19 protein-coding genes are annotated in these 19,735 nt (G+C 33.0%); 13 read left to right on the top strand and 6 right to left on the bottom strand.

The genetic code is table 11. From position 1 onward, the window contains the following. Positions 1-67 precede the first annotated feature (67 nt). Entirely contained in the window at positions 68-2,812 is a 2,745-nt protein-coding gene (locus LXH21_RS14180; RefSeq protein WP_317208810.1) for a helix-turn-helix and ligand-binding sensor domain-containing protein, read from the bottom strand. Positions 2,813-2,967: 155 nt separating this feature from the next. On the opposite strand from LXH21_RS14180, the gene LXH21_RS14175 reads away from it, so the two are divergent. From LXH21_RS14175 to LXH21_RS14145, 7 genes are all read left to right on the top strand, one after another. Further along, entirely contained in the window at positions 2,968-3,510 is a 543-nt protein-coding gene (locus LXH21_RS14175; protein WP_239867224.1) for a DUF1599 domain-containing protein, read from the top strand. A 12-nt stretch (positions 3,511-3,522) separates the two neighbouring features. Then, entirely contained in the window at positions 3,523-4,623 is a 1,101-nt protein-coding gene (locus LXH21_RS14170; protein ID WP_239867221.1) for a BT_3928 family protein, read from the top strand. Between the two features lie 184 nt (positions 4,624-4,807). Continuing rightward, a complete protein-coding gene (locus tag LXH21_RS14165) occupies positions 4,808-5,311 on the top strand; it encodes a TlpA family protein disulfide reductase (protein ID WP_239867218.1) in 504 nt (167 codons plus the stop codon). Positions 5,312-5,340: 29 nt separating this feature from the next. Further along, positions 5,341-6,096: a triose-phosphate isomerase gene (gene tpiA, locus LXH21_RS14160; RefSeq protein ID WP_239867215.1), complete on the top strand. Its 756-nt coding sequence runs from the start codon at positions 5,341-5,343 to the stop codon at positions 6,094-6,096. 273 nt (positions 6,097-6,369) lie between these two features. Next, positions 6,370-7,554: a PorT family protein gene (locus LXH21_RS14155; protein ID WP_239867212.1), complete on the top strand. Its 1,185-nt coding sequence runs from the start codon at positions 6,370-6,372 to the stop codon at positions 7,552-7,554. A gap of 187 nt (positions 7,555-7,741) precedes the next feature. After that, positions 7,742-8,575, top strand: a complete 834-nt coding sequence (gene prmA, locus LXH21_RS14150; protein ID WP_239867209.1) for a 50S ribosomal protein L11 methyltransferase — start codon at positions 7,742-7,744, stop codon at positions 8,573-8,575. A gap of 44 nt (positions 8,576-8,619) precedes the next feature. Next, complete coding sequence (locus LXH21_RS14145) at positions 8,620-8,895, top strand: ATP-dependent Clp protease adaptor ClpS (protein WP_239867206.1); 276 nt, start codon at positions 8,620-8,622, stop codon at positions 8,893-8,895. 145 nt (positions 8,896-9,040) lie between these two features. Here LXH21_RS14145 and LXH21_RS14140 read toward each other — a convergent pair whose 3' ends face one another. Together LXH21_RS14140 and LXH21_RS14135 are read right to left on the bottom strand one after the other, a co-directional pair. Continuing rightward, positions 9,041-9,454 (bottom strand): DUF6691 family protein, encoded by a 414-nt coding sequence (locus LXH21_RS14140; protein ID WP_239867203.1) that lies wholly within the window; start codon positions 9,452-9,454, stop codon positions 9,041-9,043. Between the two features lie 2 nt (positions 9,455-9,456). Beyond that, the gene (locus LXH21_RS14135) at positions 9,457-10,014 is read right to left on the bottom strand and encodes a YeeE/YedE family protein (protein ID WP_239867392.1); all 558 of its coding nucleotides are present in this window, start codon (positions 10,012-10,014) and stop codon (positions 9,457-9,459) included. Between the two features lie 191 nt (positions 10,015-10,205). Here LXH21_RS14135 and LXH21_RS14130 point away from each other — a divergent pair, with 191 nt between their 5' ends. The 6 genes from LXH21_RS14130 to LXH21_RS14105 all read left to right on the top strand — a co-directional run bounded on the left by LXH21_RS14130 (position 10,206) and on the right by LXH21_RS14105 (position 16,167). Beyond that, positions 10,206-10,652, top strand: coding sequence for a 2-dehydro-3-deoxyphosphooctonate aldolase (locus LXH21_RS14130; protein WP_239867200.1), 447 nt, complete (start codon positions 10,206-10,208; stop codon positions 10,650-10,652). 124 nt (positions 10,653-10,776) lie between these two features. Further along, positions 10,777-11,595: a 3-deoxy-8-phosphooctulonate synthase gene (gene kdsA / locus LXH21_RS14125; protein WP_239867196.1), complete on the top strand. Its 819-nt coding sequence runs from the start codon at positions 10,777-10,779 to the stop codon at positions 11,593-11,595. 10 nt (positions 11,596-11,605) lie between these two features. Then, positions 11,606-12,469, top strand: coding sequence for an autotransporter domain-containing protein (locus tag LXH21_RS14120; RefSeq protein ID WP_239867193.1), 864 nt, complete (start codon positions 11,606-11,608; stop codon positions 12,467-12,469). A gap of 301 nt (positions 12,470-12,770) precedes the next feature. Continuing rightward, the gene (locus LXH21_RS14115) at positions 12,771-13,889 is read left to right on the top strand and encodes a PAS domain-containing sensor histidine kinase (RefSeq protein ID WP_239867190.1); all 1,119 of its coding nucleotides are present in this window, start codon (positions 12,771-12,773) and stop codon (positions 13,887-13,889) included. A gap of 263 nt (positions 13,890-14,152) precedes the next feature. Then, a complete protein-coding gene (gene glgA, locus LXH21_RS14110) occupies positions 14,153-15,379 on the top strand; it encodes a glycogen synthase (protein ID WP_239867187.1) in 1,227 nt (408 codons plus the stop codon). A 218-nt stretch (positions 15,380-15,597) separates the two neighbouring features. Continuing rightward, positions 15,598-16,167 (top strand): pentapeptide repeat-containing protein, encoded by a 570-nt coding sequence (locus LXH21_RS14105; RefSeq protein WP_239867184.1) that lies wholly within the window; start codon positions 15,598-15,600, stop codon positions 16,165-16,167. A gap of 86 nt (positions 16,168-16,253) precedes the next feature. Here LXH21_RS14105 and LXH21_RS14100 read toward each other — a convergent pair whose 3' ends face one another. From LXH21_RS14100 to LXH21_RS14090, 3 genes are all read right to left on the bottom strand, one after another. Next, entirely contained in the window at positions 16,254-16,745 is a 492-nt protein-coding gene (locus tag LXH21_RS14100) for a GNAT family N-acetyltransferase (protein ID WP_239867181.1), read from the bottom strand. 3 nt (positions 16,746-16,748) lie between these two features. Continuing rightward, positions 16,749-17,789, bottom strand: coding sequence for a GMP reductase (locus LXH21_RS14095; RefSeq protein WP_239867178.1), 1,041 nt, complete (start codon positions 17,787-17,789; stop codon positions 16,749-16,751). A 227-nt stretch (positions 17,790-18,016) separates the two neighbouring features. After that, the gene (locus LXH21_RS14090) at positions 18,017-19,552 is read right to left on the bottom strand and encodes a YifB family Mg chelatase-like AAA ATPase (protein ID WP_239867175.1); all 1,536 of its coding nucleotides are present in this window, start codon (positions 19,550-19,552) and stop codon (positions 18,017-18,019) included. Positions 19,553-19,735 lie beyond the last annotated feature (183 nt).

Below are 19,735 nucleotides of genomic sequence, written 5' to 3'. Positions count from 1 at the left end.
AATGATGTGTCAGAATACTGTAATGAAACCACTTCAAAAATATAGTATCCGTAAAAAAAGTGTATTATTATAAGGATAATAGAAATTGAGATAAATTAACATCCTGCTGAAGTTGCAGCTTTTTACGCAATCTGTAGCGGTGAAGTTCCACACCCCGATATGAAATGTTCATAAGCGGTGCAATTTCTTTTGATGATAAATTCATCTTTAAGTAAATACAAAGTTTGATATCTTTGGAAGTTAATACCGGAAATTTTTTGGATAAAGTGGTCATAAATTCATTATGAATTTGACTTAAGTTGGTTTCAAATGTTTCCCATTCGTGCTTATTGACTGCGTTAATTTTTATAGCCTTTTTAACCTCCGACTTTAGCTTATTGATGTCGGTTTCTTTATCTAATATCCCTTGCACTTTCTCGATCATTTCACTTTGCTTAGCAATTGACAGTGATTTTCCAGCAACTTGTGATGATTTTGATTGCACCTCTAGTTCTAATATGTGTTTTTCATATTGTTGCGTGTTTAAATCATTTTGTGCTTTCAATTCCAACTCCAATATCTTTTTCTGATGCTTTAAATCTTCTTCTTTTAAAGCCAGTTTTTGAATATAGCGCAGTTTATTCCATTTATAATAGATGTATAAGATTAAACCAATAAGTGCGATATAAACAAGAATCATCCATACAGAAAAATACCAAGGAGTAGCTACAGTAAAGCTGAAACTGGTCACTTTATTATACTTTAGCCCATCATGACTGTATACAATAAAACTACTCGATCCGCTCTTTAAATTATTTAAGGTTACTTTGCCTTCATTTATAGGAATAGGATTTTTTGAATCCTCTAATTTGTAAAAGAGATTTGGTTTTGAAGATCCATAAAATCCCGAAATGATATGTATACTAATTTCAGTGTTAAAAGGTATTGTTTCATCAGGATTAACTAATTCATTATTGGCAAAAGCTTCAATTTTCAGATTGGGAACGGTTATGTGATTATTATTTAACTTTAACGAAATAAAACCGTCATCCAAATTCAATAGATAATTTTCTCCATCTTTATAAATATTTAAATTATCATTGATGATTTTTCCTTTGTAATATTTATCTTGAATAAGACTTCGTACAAATGTAGTATCGGCGCTAGCATACACTTGGTACAAAAGTCCGTCTTGCAAGATCATAAAATGATTTTCATCAATTTTTACAACATCAGTCACTTGAGAAAAATTGACATTGAATAGTTCATTTTTAACCAACTTCTTTGCAACAGCATTGTAAGTATACCATTGGTGATTAATAAGAAATAAAATCTCATTTCGGAATTCAAAAATCTTTACAGCAAAGTCATTCTTAATCCCATTTTTCTGCGTGATGTTTTCGATCGTAGTTTGAAATTGATCATTGTAAGTAATGCGGTACAACCCCTTATAATTATCAGCTGCCCAAATCTCTTGACGTTTGTTTTGCGCTACGTATTTTATGGGTTTTAAGAAGTCTTTTAATAGCGTCGCTTGAGCTGAATTACTTAAATCTTTATATACATAAACGCCGCTATAAGTTCCTTGCAGGTACGAATTATCAACATTGCTTTTCTCTAATGTCCATCCCCCATTGATGTTGTTGTATTTTGAGTAGTTTCCGTCCTGGTATAGAAATGTTCCTTCGTCCTGCCCTATTAAATATTTATTACCCACTTTATTAATACTCCACGCCTGTCCTTGCGAATTTGGCACCAGCGAAAATTCTTTATTTTCATATTTATAAACTCCATGATTTGAAGCCAACAAGTAGCCGCGATCTGTTTTAACCACTGAGTAAACAGATCCCAAAGTTCCTGAATTGTCGTAAAAAATGAGATTGGGTGAATTTACTTCGATATATGCTATACCGTTATCTAGTCCTAACCATAAATTATTCTCCTTATCTTCAGTAATTGTTAGAAGGCTATTGTTCATTAAAACATTATCACGATTTATATTTATAGATGAGTTTGTCTTAAAATCCAGAATAAAAAGTCCTTGATTTGCCGTTCCTATTACAAGTTTATTGTTTTTGAGAAATTTAGCTGCATTAATATTTGCCTTTTTTAAAACGTCATTGAGCGGATTCTGCCATGGCGATAATGATCCATTTTTGCTAATATACACACCGTTTTTTTTAGTAAAGAAATAGGTGATCCCGTTATACTTTTCTATTGCGTGTACAACGTTATTCTTAAGTGCATCCCAGCCTTCTATAGATACTAATTTCTCCCCTATTAACTTTTGAACTCCTTCACTCACTGTGGCAACTAACAGCTCATTGTCTATTTCGAAAAAGTAAGATATTAAAGGTCCAATTTTAATTTTTTTTATCTTTTTTTCATGGTAAATAAATACTTCGTTGAAGGACTGAAAGTAGATTTTGTCATTGAATTTGAAAATCTTCCAAATCTCACCATTATCACTATCGTTAAAAATGTTTTTGCCCTGAGATATAGAAACGTAAACCATCTTGCCATGCTCTCTTTTCCAGTAACCAAATTCCTTGTAAGAGCCAGAATAAACTTTATCCTCATCTACAAAAACGGAACGAATTATGGTTTTGTTTGGTAACTCATATTTCTGCCATTTTATACCGTCGTATCGAAGCAAGTAGTGATTATTGGCAAAATACATCGCATTATCATTCCCTTGTGCTATATTCCAAATTTGGTTATCACCTTGATAATCGGACTTATTAAAGTTTTCGACAAAAGGAAGTAACGTTTGTGAAAAAACAGAAACTGATTGAAGTATAAGTATATAAAAATAGAATCTAAATAATTTCAAAGTAGAGATGTTTAGCATTAAATTTAGTGACCGTTCTGATTGTTGCTCTTTTAAATATTGTTGCAATAATGGCATATATCTCACTATGAGTTGTGTCTGTGATATTCGCCTCAATCCAAAAAAAAAGTTATTTTTGTGACAAATATACATCAATAATGAAGAATACTTCTCAGGAATACGATTTGGTTATGGCAGTTTGCCGTGACTTGTTCAATAATAAAATGAAAGATTACGGAAGCGCATGGCGCATTTTAAGATTGCCATCACTAACCGACCAAATATTCATCAAAGCACAACGCATACGCAGTTTACAAGAAAATGATGTGCGCAAAGTTGACGAAGACGAGACAGGCGAATTCATTGGAATCATCAATTATTCGATCATGGCTTTGATACAACTGGAACTTGGAGTTGTAGACCAACCCGATCTTGACCCTGAAAAAGCTACTGAATTATATGATGCAAAAGCGAAATTAACAAAGGAGTTGATGGAAGCTAAAAATCATGATTATGGAGAAGCTTGGCGCGATATGCGTGTGAGCTCATTAACTGATTTAATTTTGCAAAAATTGTTGCGCGTAAAGCAAATTGAGGATAACAAAGGTAAAACATTAGTATCCGAAGGCATCGATGCTAATTATCAGGATATGCTGAACTACTCCGTATTTGCATTAATTTTAATGGGATTTAAAAAATAAGTTGAAAAATATATGAAAAATATACTTACACAATTTTCTAGAATATTTGTTGGAATTTTATTTATCATTTCAGGATTAATAAAACTTAATGATCCGCTTGGTTTCTCTTATAAGTTAGCAGAATACTTTAGCGAGCCTGTTTTTAATATGCCGTTTTTTGTTCCCTATGCATTGGCTCTCGCTTTGTTTATTGTGATTTTAGAAGTGGTTTTAGGAGTGTTTTTATTAATTGGTTACAAATCAAAATGGACCATTTGGATACTGCTCATAATGATAATCAAATTCTCCTTTCTTACTTTTTACTCCGCCTACTTTGATGTTGTAAAAGATTGTGGTTGTTTCGGTGATGCATTACATTTAACCCCATGGGAATCTTTTACAAAGGATATTATTCTTTTGGTCTTCATCTTAATTTTGACATTTAACCGCCGATTAGTGCAACCACTATTTGGTTCAAAGACACAAACATTTATTGCCATAGTAAGTTTTATTGCTTCAGCATTTCTAGGATATTACGTACTGAATCATTTACCTATTATTGATTTTAGACCGTACCAGGTAGGAACTAACATTCAAAAAGGGATGGAAATACCTGCAGACGCACCAAAATCTGTTGTTGAGATGGTGTTCATTTATAATGTAAACGGAGTGGATACAGAATTTACAGATAAAGATTTAATGAACATTCCCGAAAGTGCCACTTTCGTAGATCGAAAAGATAAAGTTATTACAGAAGGATATATTCCGCCGATACATGATTTTACAATGTCTAAAGATGGTTCTGACTACAAGGAAGAATTTTTATTTGAACCAAAATTAATTATTTATGTCGCCTATGATTTACCAAATGCTTCTATCGAAGGTTTAAACGACTTAAAGACGTTAACAATTGCTGCAAAGGCAAAAGGATACAAAGTGATCGGAATGACCGCTTCTACTCCGGAGCAAATTGAGACAATTCAAAAGCAATATGCATTTGATTTTGACTTTTATTTTTGTGATGCTATTACGCTCAAAACAATTGAAAGAGCCAACCCAAGTATCTTGATAATGAATAAGGGTACAATTACTCAAAAAGTACACTATAATGATATTGCAGATCTGAAATTATAGATTTCAAATTCAACATAAATATACGCTGATAAAAATTCAAAAGAAAAACAAACTATTACGTTTTCATAAACAGATCAGCAGAAATTTATTGATTTAACAATAAAAAAAATATAAAAAATGGTATTTAGATTGCTTTTAATAGGGCAATCTTTTTACTTTAATTAACTTAGCAAAAATTAAAGAAATGAAAAAAGCAACTTCACTTTTCATCTTATTATTCGTTTTTATGGCTTGTTCTAAAGCAAATGAAGAAAAGACCAGTTTTAACGAGGAAGCACTTAATGAGACTTTAATGACACGTGATGGTAATCAAGTTTCGTTCGAATCTATATTAAAAGAAAATCAAGGTAAGACGACTGTTATTGAAATATGGGCGTCGTGGTGTGGTGATTGCATTGGAGCAATGCCAAAATTAAAAGAACTACAAGCAAACCACCCAGATGTAAATTATGTCTTCATTTCGATGGATAAGTCGGATACAGCTTGGCAAAACGGAATTGAAAAGCACGAGTTAAAAGGAGCGCACTATATGGCCAATGACCAAATGAAAGGAAAGTTTGCAAATGCAGTCGATGTAGATTGGATACCTAGATATATAATTATTGACAAAACAGGGAAAATTGCACTATATCGCGCAATTGAAACTGATTTTGACAAAATTGACAAAACAATTACTGAACTAAAATAAAAATTAAAAATCTAACAAATCAGAAAAAAATGAGAAAGAAAATTGTAGCTGGAAACTGGAAAATGCATAAAAATGCAGCGCAAACTGCTGAGTTATTAACTGAATTGGTTGCAAAATTACCTGCAGACACAACTGCTGAAGTAATTGTTGCTCCTACATTTGTAAACTTAGCTGCGGCAGTAACGCAGTTAGAAGGTAAAGGAATTACAGTATCCGCTCAAAACATACACCAAGCTGAAGGCGGTGCATTTACAGGAGAAATTACAGCAGACATGCTTACAAGCGTTGGTGTAAACACAGTAATATTAGGTCATTCTGAACGTAGAGCTATCTTTAATGAGTCTGACGCATTGATTGCTGAAAAAGTAAATACAGCATTAAAGCATAACATGACTGTGATTTTCTGTTTTGGTGAAGAGTTGAAAGACCGTCAAGACAAACAACATTTTAATATTGTTGAAAACCAATTGCGTGATGGTTTATTTCAAATCGAAAAGTCAGCTTGGTCTAAGATTGTATTGGCTTATGAGCCAGTTTGGGCTATTGGTACAGGTGAAACTGCATCTCCTGAACAAGCACAAGAGATGCATGAATTCATTAGAGAAACAGTTCGTAAAGTTTTTGGAGCTGAAGTTGCTGACGAAGTTTCTATCCTTTATGGTGGTAGTGTTAAGCCAGAGAACGCTGTAGAAATTTTCTCTAAACCAGATGTAGATGGTGGTCTTATTGGTGGTGCTGCGTTAAAAGCAGATGATTTCTTAGCTATTGTGAAAGCAGCAGTGTAAATCATACCGATACATAAATTATATAAAAGTGGTAAAACTTAGTTTTATCACTTTTTTTTTGCTACAATTTCAAAACAAATTATAAGTAATTGGTACAAGCACCCCCCTATTATTTGCAAATAAATTACACAACAATAAAATTTTTAAAATTGTCAAATTAAATTCTATATTTTTGACTCAGTATTTTCTCAATAATTTTTGCAGTAACATTACGTTTATAACAATCCTTAATTTTAACGAAAAGCTTTTAAATCATTAACCTACCCCAATTGTATGAAAAAACAGTACCTATTAATCTTATTTTTACTAATTTACTCAATCAGCTATTCACAAATAACTTTCGAAAAAGGGTATTTTATTACTACAAATGGCGAGAAAGTTATTTGCCAAATAAAAAATCTAGATTGGATGAATTCTCCTAGCGAATTTGAATATAGATTATCAGAGATCGACCAAGTTAAGAAAGCAACTATTCAAACAGTCAAAGAGTTTAGTATTGATAACTTTTCCAAATATGTTAGGTCATATGTTGGCATTGATAGGTCAAGCAACAAGATTAATGAATTAAGTGAAGTCCGTAGTGCTATTTTAGAAGAAGAAGAACTTTTTTTAAAAGTTTTAATCGAAGGGGAAGCAAGTTTGTACCGTTATAATAGCCCCGATATTGTTAGATTTTTTTATACTATAAATGATTCTAAAATAGAACAGCTAATTTTTAAACTCTATAAATTTAATACCGGAGAATTTAATGAAAACAACGAGTACAGACAACAACTATTACTTAAATTAAAGTGCGAAAAAATCACTGAAAAAGACTTTAAGTATTTAGAATATGACGAAAAAGAATTGAAAAAGCTATTCATAAAATACAATCAGTGTAGGAATAAAGATTTTAAAATCATGCAACCTAAAGAAAAAAAAGATTTATTTAATTTAACTTTAAGACCTCGATTTAACTTCTCCAGCTTTAAATTAAGCAATTTTGGATCTACTACCGGCAATATAGATTATGGAAATAATCAAACGTTAGGTTTTGGTATTGAATCCGAAATTATTTTTGGTTTTAATAAAAATAAATGGTCATTAATTCTGGAGCCAACTTATCAATATTTCAAAAGTCAAAAGGAAGTATATAATTTTAAAACAAGTATTGACTATAAATCAATTGAGCTTCCTATAGGAATAAGATACTATATGTTTTTAAATGAAAATTCAAAGCTATTCTTAAATGGGGCTTATGTCATAGATTTTTCTTTAAATTCTGAATTATTTCGGGGTGGAGAGATATTAGATATTTCGAATGCCTATAATTTTGCATTTGGAATTGGTTATAAAATTAAAGACAGATACAGTGTAGAATTCAGAATGCAAACAGCAAGAAATCTTCAAAAAGATTACGTATATTATACATCAAGTTATCAGCAAGCATCTATGATATTAGGCTATACTTTATTTTAAACTTTTCAATCTACCTCAATTCTATAAAAAAGTTTTCAATAGAAATAGTTTTAAATTTCTTTTATCAATCACAGCATCAAACTGAATTTAATTTATAAGCCTAATTTAAATTGAAAAACGAATACATTTATGTTGTTTATAAGAAAACGATAAGAGAGAAATGCTACCTTTGCAAAAAAATAAAGAAATGTCAAATATATATATCGGCTACCATTTTACTATTGCACCCAAAGAATTAGGGTCAGAAATATTAATCGCAGAATTAGGAGAGACTGCTTTTGAAAGTTTTACCGAAACTGAAACGGGTATATCTGCCTTTGTACAAAAAGATTTGTGGGACGAAACGATATTAAAAGATATTCAAATTTTGAGTTCAGATGAATTTGAAATTGAATATACTTTTGAAGAAATCGATCAAGTAAACTGGAACGAGGAATGGGAGAAAAACTTTGAGCCTATTGATGTAGATGGTAACTGTCATGTACGTGCTCCTTTTCACCCCAAAACAGATGCAGAATTTGACATTGTTATAGAACCAAAAATGAGTTTTGGTACAGGTCATCATGAAACAACACATATGATGATTCAGCATTTACTCGAAATAGATGTAAAAGGTTTAAAAACACTTGACATGGGTTGTGGAACTGCTATTTTGGCTATTTTGGCTGAAATGAAAGGGGCTCAGCCTATCGATGCAATTGATATTGACAACTGGTGTTATTTAAATTCTATCGAAAATGCTGAACGCAATAATTGCAAACACATTACCGTTTATGAAGGTGAAGCTGCATTACTAAAAGATAAAAAATACGATTTAATTATAGCGAATATTAACCGTAACATTTTGTTGAACGACATGCAAGCTTATGTTGATTGTTTAAATCCTAATGGTACGCTATTATTAAGCGGATTTTACACTGAAGATATTCCGTACATCGAAGCCTCGTGCACAGAAAAAGGCTTAACTTATGTTAAAAAATTCGAAAGAAACAACTGGGTATCATTAAAATACGTAAATTAGTTTTAGCTATTTTATTAATTATTAAGTACAAACACCACATCTAAATGAGTACTAAAGAAAAAATAAGAGAGAAAGTAAGTCCGAAAGAAGTACCTACTTTAAATAACGAAATTGTTGTCTACAATGACGACGTAAATACTTTTGACCACGTTATTGACACTCTAATACGAGTTTGTGAGCATACTCCAGAACAAGCAGAGCAATGTTCTCTAATTGTACATTATAATGGAAAGTGCACTGTAAAAACTGGGCCTTTAAAAAAATTAGAGCCTCAGTGTTTGCAATTGTTAGAAGCTGGTATCAGCGCAGAAATTATCTAGAACAATTAAGTTCCAAAAAAAAAGCATTCTCAACTTTGAGAATGCTTTTTTTTTTGACTTTGCAGAGGTTACATACTCATTCAACTTTACTAGAAAGTAAGAAGATCAATTTTATGTGAGTAATATTTGTATTGAGCTTTGACTCTTAGTGAGGTAATTTATCCCGAACAACACCATAGATAAAAGTACCAATCATCGCTCCTGCAAGCACTACTATTATTGAATAAAATCCGGCTCCTAATAATATAAAAATAGGTCCAGGACAAGATCCTACCAATCCCCAACCCAATCCAAAGATTATTCCACCAATCCAATATCGGTAATTACCGTTTTCTTTATTCGGAATTTCTATTGGTGCGCCATCGATGTCTTTAATGTCATTGCGCTTGATCAATTGAATACCTACAATCCCTGTAAGTATAGCAACAGAAATTATTCCATACATATGAAAGGACTGAAATTGAAACATTTCATAAATTCTGTACCACGAGACCGCCTCGGACTTGGTTAAAACTATTCCAAACACAAAACCAACAATTATATATTTTAATACTTTCATACTTAAAAAATTAAAGGAAATAAAAGATGAACCATTATTAATCCACCAATAAAGAAACCAATTACTGCTTTTAGAGAAGGTAGTTGTAAATTACTCAAGCCAGAAATAGCGTGACCAGAAGTACAACCACCTGCATAACGGGCACCAAAACCTACAAGAATCCCACCCGCTAATAATATTGCTAAGTTTTTAAGCGTTAGAAAATTATCATTACCAAAAAGAAGACTAGGCATCAATTGACCATTGGGTGCATCCAATCCTAATTGTGCCAGAGCATCTATTGTTTTAGGATTGATTGTAACATTAGATGGATCACTCATAAAATTTACAGCAACAAAACCGCCTAGAATGGCTCCTACTACTACAACTAGATTCCAGCGTTGCGATTTCCAATCAAAATCAAAAAAAGAAACTTTATTACCAGCACCAATCATTGCACACATTGAGCGTAAATTAGATGACATTCCAAAAGACTTACCAAAATATAGTAAACTCAACATAATAAGACCTATAATAAAGCCAGAAATATACCAAGGCCAGGTTTGAAAGAAAACATTCATATTAATTATTTTAGAATACAAAGATAAGTTGGTTTTATAAACTGCAATGTGCCATTTGTTACATTCGATCAAATTTTGCAAAATCATTTAATTTTCTATTAAGCTGTACCACTAAAAATAAAGTTCTCATTATCTTTGTATTTAAAACGGACACTGTCTCAAATTTGTCGGTTCTAATTATCTATTCGAATATGAAAAAAATAATGTTTTCGCTATTAGCCTTAAGTTTAATTTCTTGCGTGAGTACAAAATCTACTTTAAAAAATGTTGATGACAATGCGCCCAGTCCGCAACTTACTGCCGAAAATACTTTTGTACTTACAGAATACAGTAAAGACAAAAAGTACGGATTCGACAGTAGCTATCCTGTAAATGTTTTTTACTTAAATACAGCCAATGATACAATCAATGCTGTGCGTTATTTAAATGCTTTAGCTGGACCACAGGGAGAAAAAATCGCCTACACCAAGATAGAAAGCTGTTGTCCATTCCCTACTAAAAGAAGCGGTATGGGAGCAGGTTTTTTGGATGTTTATGAACTTAGGTGGGAAGGTCAAAAAAAACCTATTCAGTTGTACATGAATATTTATGAAAAGGGATATTTATTAGTTCCTGTAGGGCTTTCGATTAAAAAGTAAATTACAATTGTAAAGGGAAGTATTCTACTTTCAAAATAAGAAAATCACTTATAAAATAAACGTTAATTACCTAAGTGTAATGTGTAAATCAAGTTACCTTTGCACTTTCAAATAAATAATCATTATGAATATTGAACAAATCGCTCAAATCAAACATACCGATAGTGGAAACTTCTTTTTATTAGCTGGACCTTGCGCTATTGAAGGAGAAGAAATGGCTATGAGAATTGCTGAGAAATTGGTAGGAATCACTGATAAATTAGAGATTCCTTTCGTTTTTAAGGGATCATTTAAAAAAGCTAATCGCTCTAGAATTGATAGCTTTTCTGGAATTGGAGATGAAAAAGCATTAAAGATACTTAGAAAAATTTCTGAGACTTTTCACGTACCTACAGTTACAGATATACATACCAATGAGGATGCCGACATGGCTGCACAATATGTTGATGTACTGCAAATCCCAGCATTCCTTGTTCGTCAAACCGATTTGGTTGTTGCTGCGGCGAATACTGGTAGAACAGTAAATCTGAAAAAAGGACAATTTATGAGTCCAGAAAGTATGAAGCACGCTGTTCAAAAAGTTTTGGATTGTAACAATCAAAATGTAATGGTAACCGATAGAGGAACCATGTTCGGATACCAAGATATGATTGTCGATTTTAGAGGAATTCCAACCATGCAGCAATATGCAACTACAGTCTTAGATGTTACACACTCTTTGCAGCAACCAAATCAAACTGCCGGAGTGACGGGAGGAAGACCAGATATGATTGAAACTGTAGCCAAAGCTGGTATTGCAGTTGGAGTTGACGGAATTTTTATCGAAACTCACTTTGATCCTGCAAATGCAAAAAGCGATGGAGCAAATATGTTGCACCTAGATTATTTCGAATCATTGATGACAAAGCTTGTCGCAATTAGAAAAACAGTAAATCAATTTTAATTACAGTACATTGAAGACTATTATATTACAGCTTTCTTTTTTTGGTTTATTGTTTGCAAATACAGTAAATGCCCAGGAGGCTATGGATGTTCAAGAAAAATATACCTCTCACAATAAAGGGAAATTTTTTGTAGCCTGGGGAGGAAATAGAGACAGTTACACTAAATCTGATGTTACTTTCAAGGGGAAAGATTACAACTTTACGATAGATAATATGACTGCTCATGACAAACCAAAAGGTTGGCATGTTGATTATATTAATCCGGCAAGAATGACAATCCCACAGACTAACTTTCGTTTGGGTTATTTTTTAAATGATCATTATAGTGTGAGTATCGGTGTGGATCATATGAAGTATGTGATGACACAAGATCAAACAGCATCTGTTACTGGTGAAATTAATTTACCCACTACAGATATTGGTTCAGCATACAATGGTGTTTATAATAACACGCCAGTTAATTTTAGCGATCAAACTTTTTTGGCCTACGAGCACACAGATGGTTTGAATTATGTACACGTTGAAGTATCTCGTTTTGATGATATTTCTAATCTATTTAGCATAGGAAACACTGATAAAATTCAAATTAATTTAACCGAAGGAGTTGCTTTTGGACTGTTATATCCGAAGACGAATACAACCTTACTAGGTAAAGAACGCCATGATGCCTTTCATGTTTCGGGATATGGAACCTCGGTAAAAGCAGGATTAAATATTACGTTCCTAAAACACTTTTATGTACAAACGGAATTAAAAGGTGGATATATTAATATGCCAGACATTCGTACAACTATAAGTGCTGATGATACTGCTTCTCAACACTTTTTATTCTTGCAGAGAATAATTTTATTTGGTGGAATTTTCAAAATTTAATACTTAAAAATCCATTTTAATATCGTTAGTCTTTATTATTTTACATTATAAATAAAACCATACGTACCTTATAAAAATATAGTAGATCTATTTTTTTATAAGGTATTTTGGTATAATTTAGCAATATAGTATTGATAACTATTAAGTTGCCATTTATAAAGTGTTAGTTTTCTATCTTTATATGTGCAGGAAGTAGTCTCATGTAGCATTATTTCCACTTCATGACATAAATTAAGCTGATACCACGCTTTTTTGTAATAATAAAATAACAGATAGCTATTTTATTAAAAGTTGATAAAAAATGAGAATGAGAAAAATGATGCGAATCAATAACGATAGCATCTCAAAAACAAATAACGACGCTGAGACTATCTTTGAAGATTTTTTTAATCTATCACCAGATTTACTATGTATTTCTGGATTTGATGGTTATTTTATCAAGATAAACCCAGCTGTTTGCAAATTGTTAGAATATACAGAAGAAGAACTACTGGCAAAGCCAATCAATAGTTTTGTATTTCAAGATGACAAAAATTCTACTACTAATGCTCGTAATTCAATTAAAGATCAAAATCATTTAATAAACTTTGAAAATCGTTACATAACAAAAAGTGGTAGGACGGTCTGGCTGCTGTGGACCTCCATACCAGTAGAGAACAAACAACACATTTTTGCAATTGCAAAAAATATCACCTATAAAAAACAACTAGAGGACGAACGAAATCAACATCTTGCAAAATTAAATCATAGTGTGGAAGAGTACAAACAACTCACCTACGCAGCAGCTCACGATTTGAGATCTCCGGTAAATAATTTAATTAGTATTTTTGACTTACTAGAAATTGACAAAGTAATTGACACCGAATCAATTGAATACCTCAACATTACAAAAGATATTATCAACGGTCTAAAAAATTCATTAAATGATTACATCACCGTTTTAAATGACAAAATCCAAAATAGTTCTCCTGTAGAAGAAATTTCTTTTCAGGAAAGTTTAGATGAAGTTCTGTTTTCAATTAGCTCCTTTATTAGTAATTCTGATACCACGATTAATGTTGATTTTTCGGTGTTGAGTCAAATTGTATTCAACAAGACTTATCTTAAGAGTATTTTCCTGAACCTAATTACTAATTCTATCAAATATGCTAAAGTCGGAATGTTTCCTGTTATTTCGATTTACACCCAAATACACGAGGGTAAAAAGCAACTTATAATTTCAGATAACGGAATAGGTTTTGACATGGAAAATGTGGAAAATAAAATATTTGGTTTACATCAAAAATTTAATAATAACTCTGATAGCAATGGTATTGGCCTTTATTTGGTTTACAACCATATTACCAACCTAGGTGGGCAAATTGCAGTAGATAGTGAATTGGATAATGGAGCTACTTTTACTATAACTTTTCGAGATTAATTTTTATAATTCCACTTAATCCCAAAACTTTTTCTACATTTAAACTTACTCTAAAATTTGTAATAACATACTTTGCTTCTAAATAAGAAGTATCCTTATCCTAAAATCGATTGAAAATGATTTCTAAATATCATTTTCAATCGATTTTATCTTTTTTATTTCCTACTTTAGTAAAATAAAGAATTAGCAACTTTTAATGATAATGCTGAGTATTTCTTTATCCTAAATATTCTAATTAGTATCGAAATAAAAATATATCAAAAATGAAAATAGCCCTTTTCACAAATGAATTTCCTCCTAACATTTATGGTGGAGCTGGTGTGCATATCGATTTTTTAAGTCAAGAACTTATAAAATTAGGACAAGTAGAAGTGCGCTGTTTTGGAGATGAGAAAGTAGATGATGAACACTTGCATGTTCAAGGCATCGACTCTAGCTTGACAAATCCCAATGACAGTAAAAATGCACATATCAAAATGTTTCATAATTTGAGTCGAAATGTAGAGATGTCACAATCTACTCCAGAAGCCGACATTATTCACTGCCATACTTGGTACACGCATCTAGCGGGTGTAATGACCCGTGAGTTACTACAAGTACCTTTGATCTTAACAACACACAGCTTAGAAACACATCGACCTTGGAAAGTAGAACAATTAGGCAATGGATATTTTCTTTCTCGTTGGATCGAAAATAATGCCTACAATACTGCTGACGGAATTATTGCGGTTAGCCAGCAAATGAAAGAGGACGTTGTAGAAGCTTACGGAGTAGACCCTGAAAAAGTTACCGTAATTCATAACGGTATTGACCCTGAGTATTACAAGCCAACCAACGATGATGCCTTATTAAAAGAGCTTGGGATTGATCCTTCTATTCCATTTGTGTTATTTGTAGGACGTATTACTCGTCAAAAAGGTATTTCTCAATTAATAGCGGCGGCAAAATATTTTAACAAAGATTGTCAAATCGTCTTATGTGCGGGTGCTCCCGATACGCCTGAAATAGCAGCTGAAACGGAGCAACTAATCAGCGAATTAAAAGCAGAACGTGATGGCGTTATCTTAATCTCTGAAATGTTACCTCGAGAGAAAATTAAAATTTTATATAGCCAAGCACGTGTTTTTGCATGTCCGTCATTGTACGAACCTTTTGGAATTATAAATTTAGAAGCGATGTCTTGTGAAACCCCCGTTGTAGGTAGTCATGTGGGCGGAATTCCAGAAATTATAGTTGAAGGGGAAACAGGGTATCTAATTCCGTTGGAAAGTAAATCGAGAACCGATTTTAATCCGATCAATCCTGAATTATTTCAAAAAGAGTTTGCAAAAAAAATCAATTTACTTCTCGAAGATGAAGCTTTAGCAAATAAAATGGGAAAAGCAGGAAGAGAACGTGTACTCAAAATTTTTAGTTGGGAATCAATTGCAAAAACAACCTTTGATTTTTACCAAGAAGTGATTTCTAAATTTGAAAAAGAAAAAGCATAAATAGTTGATATTTTATTCGAAAGGGCTACTGAGGATTTACAAACCTGAGTAGCCCTTTTTAAATTATTTGAAACATTCAATTTAAATATAATATTTTAAATTGATAGTTTTTCATAATTCTATTTGGTGAGTAAATTGCATCTTTTATTTGATCTAAAGTCGGAAGAAATATAGTCTAAAAATACATTCAGTTTTACTACTTTTACAAAAAAATCAAAATGCTCGATTACTTTCTCGATCAATCCTACGAAAATTTAAACTACTCTATTGAAGATCTTAATTTTAAAGAATTTGAGGCTTGTGAATTCGTTAATTGTGATTTTACCAAATGTAGCTTTACGGCTGTAACTTTTATCGATTGTACTTTTCGAACCTGTAATCTTAACGGCAGCAAAATTAACCACGTTGCTCTGCGCACTGTTACTTTTGACAACTGTAAAATTAACGACGTGAATTTTTCTATGTGTGACAAACTTATTTTCGAAATACATTTTAAGAACACCATTCTAGATTTTTCTAAATTTTATGCGCTAAAAATGAAAGGCACAACCTTTACCAATTGTAGCCTTATTGCTGTCGATTTTATGGCAACCGATTTAACCGATGTTTCTTTTGAAAATTGTGATCTCTATCGTGCAGAATTTGATCAAGCTGTTGCCAATAAAGCTAATTTTTCGACTAGTAAAAATTACACTATTGATCCCAAACGAACAAAACTAAAGAAAGCTCTTTTTTCATTGCAATATTTAAAAGGCCTGTTATTTACCCACGATATCATTGTAGAATAAAAACAGTTTGTAATTAAACTAAAATAAGGTAAAACAGACCGATTTATCAGCTATTTTACCTCATCAATACTTTTCAAAATAATTGTCTAAAGTGTTTTTTCCATTACGTAATCTTCCATTAGATAACCCTTGCCTATTTCGATGTCTATTTCTTCGACAATACTAAAACCTAATTTTTCGTAAAAATGTAAGGCCTTATTAAATCGATTCACATTCAATATCAATTTATCAAATCCTTTTTCGGTTGCTTTTGTAGCTATATATTCGATTAGTAATTTCCCTATTCCTTTTCCCTGTGATTCAGGCAGTAAATAAAGCTTGTGTATTTTGGTTTGCTCCTTGGTTTCAAAATGTTCAAACCCTGCAAACCCCAATACAGTTTCGTCTTCCTTTACCAATACAAATTGGCAACCATTATCGAAACTTTTGATTAAGGCATTCTCGGAATAAAAGGCATCTAACATATATTTCATCTGCTCTTCTGGCAAAATAGCAGCATACGCTACAGGCCAAACCTGATGTGCTAATTTCTGAATCAGACAAAAATCTTCTCTACCTGCTGTAACTATTGTAATCATAAATTATTCTGTATATATTCTATTTTCTTGTTCGCTTACACGTATAAAAGTTGTTCTCTTAGTTAATTCCTTTAAACGAGAGGCTCCTACATAAGTGCACGTACTGCGCAAACCACCTAAAATATCCATTATGGTATGAAGTACTTTACCTTTATAAGCAATAGTTACTGTCTTACCTTCACTAGCTCTGTAATCTGCTACGCCACCTACATGTTTGTTCATCGCGGTAGTCGAACTCATGCCGTAAAACTGTTTAAATTTATTTCCATCTACTTCTACTAGCTCGCCACCACTTTCCTCATGACCAGCTAACATCCCTCCTAGCATTACAAAATCAGCTCCAGCTCCAAAAGCTTTAGCGACATCGCCGGGAGTTACACAACCACCGTCACTTATGATATGTCCGCCTAGTCCGTGAGCTGCATCTGCACATTCGATAATAGCAGATAGCTGTGGATATCCGACACCTGTTTTCACACGAGTGGTACACACAGAGCCAGGACCAATACCCACTTTTATGATGTCGGCCCCGGCTAGCAAAAGTTCTTCAACCATCTCACCGGTTACCACGTTTCCGGCAATTATTACTTTATCGGGATATTCTTTTCTCGTTTCTTTTAGAAAATTGACAAAATGTTCCGAATATCCATTAGCAACATCAATGCAAATAAATTGTAATGAAGGATGTCCATCTAGAATATCACGTAGCTTTTTGGCATCGTTTTTACCCGTACCAGTACTTACGGCGATGTATTGAAAAAGTTCTGGTGCAAGTGCATCCAAAAATGTATTCCATTCTGCTATCGTATAATGCTTGTGAATTGCTGTAAAAATTTTCTCTTTGGCCAAAACCTTTGCCATTTCAAAAGTACCTACTGTATCCATATTGGCTGCAAAAATGGGCAAACCTGACCACGAAGTTGAACTGTGCAAAAAATTAAAATTACGTTCCAGAGTCACTTCTGCTCTACTAGAGAGTGTAGAACGTTTTGGGCGTATCATAACATCTTTAAACCCTAATTTCAAATCGGTTTCTATTCTCATATACTAAGTTTTTGATATTCTCAAATTTACCCATTTAATAGCAGACAACGATTTTTTTTATGTAAAAACTGTAGTGATAATTTGTAATACAGTAAGATTACAATCTAAGATTCTGAACTCTAGAGAGCTAATCTATAACTGTATGCGAAACACGACTATTAGTGGCTCTTTACTATATTGAAATTATTAATAACGAAATTTTATAGAAGACCATATTTTCTTATTGCCTACCCCAGCCAACCATCTCGGTCCAAACTGCGGTATTGTATTGCTTCTGAAATATGCATCGATTCCACTTTTGGTGAAGCTTCCAGGTCAGCGATAGTTCTGGCTACTTTCAAAATCCTGTCATAAGCCCGTGCCGATAGATTAAGGCGTTCCATCGCGGTTTTCAATAATTGTTTGGAAACATCGTCTAAGGCACAAAATTCCCGAATCAACTTTGTACTCATTTGCGCATTGTAGTGTACATTCTCCATGGCTTCAAATCGTAATGATTGAAATTCGCGTGCTGCTGTAACTCGTTTGCGTATATCCACACTTGCTTCAGCTTTGCGGTCGTCTGATAATTTTTCAAAAGGGACAGGTGTTACTTCGATATGTATATCAATTCGATCCAGTAATGGTCCCGAAATCTTGCTTAAGTAGCGTTGCATTTCATGTGGTGAAGATGTTTGCGGCGCATCTGGATCATTAAAAAATCCACTCGGGCTTGGGTTCATACTAGCTACCAACATAAAAGAGGAAGGATAGGTAACCGTAAATTTGGCCCTAGAAATAGTTACTTCGCGATCTTCTAGTGGTTGACGCATTACTTCTAGAACATCACGTTTAAACTCTGGTAATTCATCTAAAAATAAGACACCATTGTGCGCCATAGAGATCTCGCCTGGTTGCGGGTAACTACCGCCTCCAACCAACGCAACATTTGAAATTGTATGATGCGGACTTCGAAAAGGACGCTGGTTCATCAATCCCGCTTCTTTCAACTTGCCAGCCACAGAATGTATTTTAGTTGTCTCTAATGCTTCTCGTAAAGTCATGGGAGGTAAAATACTTGGCAAACGTTTGGCCAACATCGTTTTTCCAGCTCCTGGAGGCCCAATTAAAATAATATTATGTCCTCCAGCCGCCGCAATTTCCATGCAACGCTTTATAGATTCTTGTCCCTTTACATCTGAAAAATCAAATTCAGGAAAATCTAAATCTTTATAAAATTCTGCTCTTGTATCTATAACGGTCGGCTCTAAAGTTGTTTTTCCTTCGAAAAAATCAATCACTTCAAGTACATTTTCGATTCCGTATACATCTAAGCCTGCCACAATAGCGGCTTCTTTTACATTTTGAATAGGAAGAAAAAATCCTTTAAATCCTTCTTCTTTTGCCTTTATAGCGATGGGTAATGCTCCGCGAATGGGTTGTAAACTACCGTCTAGCGACAGTTCACCCATGATTATGTATTTGTGCACTTCCTCAGATTTAATTTGTCCTGAAGCAGCTAAAATCCCTATGGTCAATGTTAAATCATAAGCAGAACCTTCCTTACGTAAGTCAGCAGGCGCCATGTTTATTGTTATTTTCTTTCCAGGAAGATTGTATCCATTATTTTTGAGCGCCGCAGCAATGCGGTAACTACTCTCTTTAATAGCATTATCTGGCAAACCAACCAGATGATAACCAATTCCCTTGTCAATATTGACTTCTACAGTAATGGTAGTCGCTTCGACTCCAAAAACAGCACTTCCAAAAACTTTAACTAGCATGAGAGATAATTTACAAAGGATTTATATCTCATAAAAATATAGATAAATCTTATAAAAAATACATACGATGAAAAATAAATAATTGATTAATTTTTAATAAAAAGAAAGAGAGATATTAAACTGTAAGACAACATTTTGGATCTATAAAAGCTATTTATATCCTTACAGTAAGTGTTATAAATC

The sequence above is a fragment of the Flavobacterium algicola genome (assembly GCF_022399565.1).
GTDB lineage: Bacteria > Bacteroidota > Bacteroidia > Flavobacteriales > Flavobacteriaceae > Flavobacterium > Flavobacterium algicola.
The sequence above is the reverse complement of the archived record's forward strand: the minus strand, read 5'-3'. Positions and strand labels throughout refer to the sequence as shown.

Excerpts from the sequence above, each read along its gene's own strand:
- LXH21_RS14175 (WP_239867224.1), top strand. The coding sequence starts at position 2,968 with ATGAAGAATACTTCTCAGGAATACGATTTGGTTATGGCAGTTTGCCGT.
- LXH21_RS14170 (WP_239867221.1), top strand. The coding sequence starts at position 3,523 with ATGAAAAATATACTTACACAATTTTCTAGAATATTTGTTGGAATTTTA.
- LXH21_RS14165 (WP_239867218.1), top strand. The coding sequence starts at position 4,808 with ATGAAAAAAGCAACTTCACTTTTCATCTTATTATTCGTTTTTATGGCT.
- tpiA (WP_239867215.1), top strand. The coding sequence starts at position 5,341 with ATGAGAAAGAAAATTGTAGCTGGAAACTGGAAAATGCATAAAAATGCA.
- LXH21_RS14155 (WP_239867212.1), top strand. The coding sequence starts at position 6,370 with ATGAAAAAACAGTACCTATTAATCTTATTTTTACTAATTTACTCAATC.
- prmA (WP_239867209.1), top strand. The coding sequence starts at position 7,742 with ATGTCAAATATATATATCGGCTACCATTTTACTATTGCACCCAAAGAA.
- LXH21_RS14145 (WP_239867206.1), top strand. The coding sequence starts at position 8,620 with ATGAGTACTAAAGAAAAAATAAGAGAGAAAGTAAGTCCGAAAGAAGTA.
- LXH21_RS14140 (WP_239867203.1), bottom strand. The coding sequence starts at position 9,454 with ATGAAAGTATTAAAATATATAATTGTTGGTTTTGTGTTTGGAATAGTT.
- LXH21_RS14135 (WP_239867392.1), bottom strand. The coding sequence starts at position 10,014 with ATGAATGTTTTCTTTCAAACCTGGCCTTGGTATATTTCTGGCTTTATT.
- LXH21_RS14130 (WP_239867200.1), top strand. The coding sequence starts at position 10,206 with ATGAAAAAAATAATGTTTTCGCTATTAGCCTTAAGTTTAATTTCTTGC.
- kdsA (WP_239867196.1), top strand. The coding sequence starts at position 10,777 with ATGAATATTGAACAAATCGCTCAAATCAAACATACCGATAGTGGAAAC.
- LXH21_RS14115 (WP_239867190.1), top strand. The coding sequence starts at position 12,771 with ATGAGAATGAGAAAAATGATGCGAATCAATAACGATAGCATCTCAAAA.
- glgA (WP_239867187.1), top strand. The coding sequence starts at position 14,153 with ATGAAAATAGCCCTTTTCACAAATGAATTTCCTCCTAACATTTATGGT.
- LXH21_RS14105 (WP_239867184.1), top strand. The coding sequence starts at position 15,598 with ATGCTCGATTACTTTCTCGATCAATCCTACGAAAATTTAAACTACTCT.
- LXH21_RS14100 (WP_239867181.1), bottom strand. The coding sequence starts at position 16,745 with ATGATTACAATAGTTACAGCAGGTAGAGAAGATTTTTGTCTGATTCAG.
- LXH21_RS14095 (WP_239867178.1), bottom strand. The coding sequence starts at position 17,789 with ATGAGAATAGAAACCGATTTGAAATTAGGGTTTAAAGATGTTATGATA.
- LXH21_RS14090 (WP_239867175.1), bottom strand. The coding sequence starts at position 19,552 with ATGCTAGTTAAAGTTTTTGGAAGTGCTGTTTTTGGAGTCGAAGCGACT.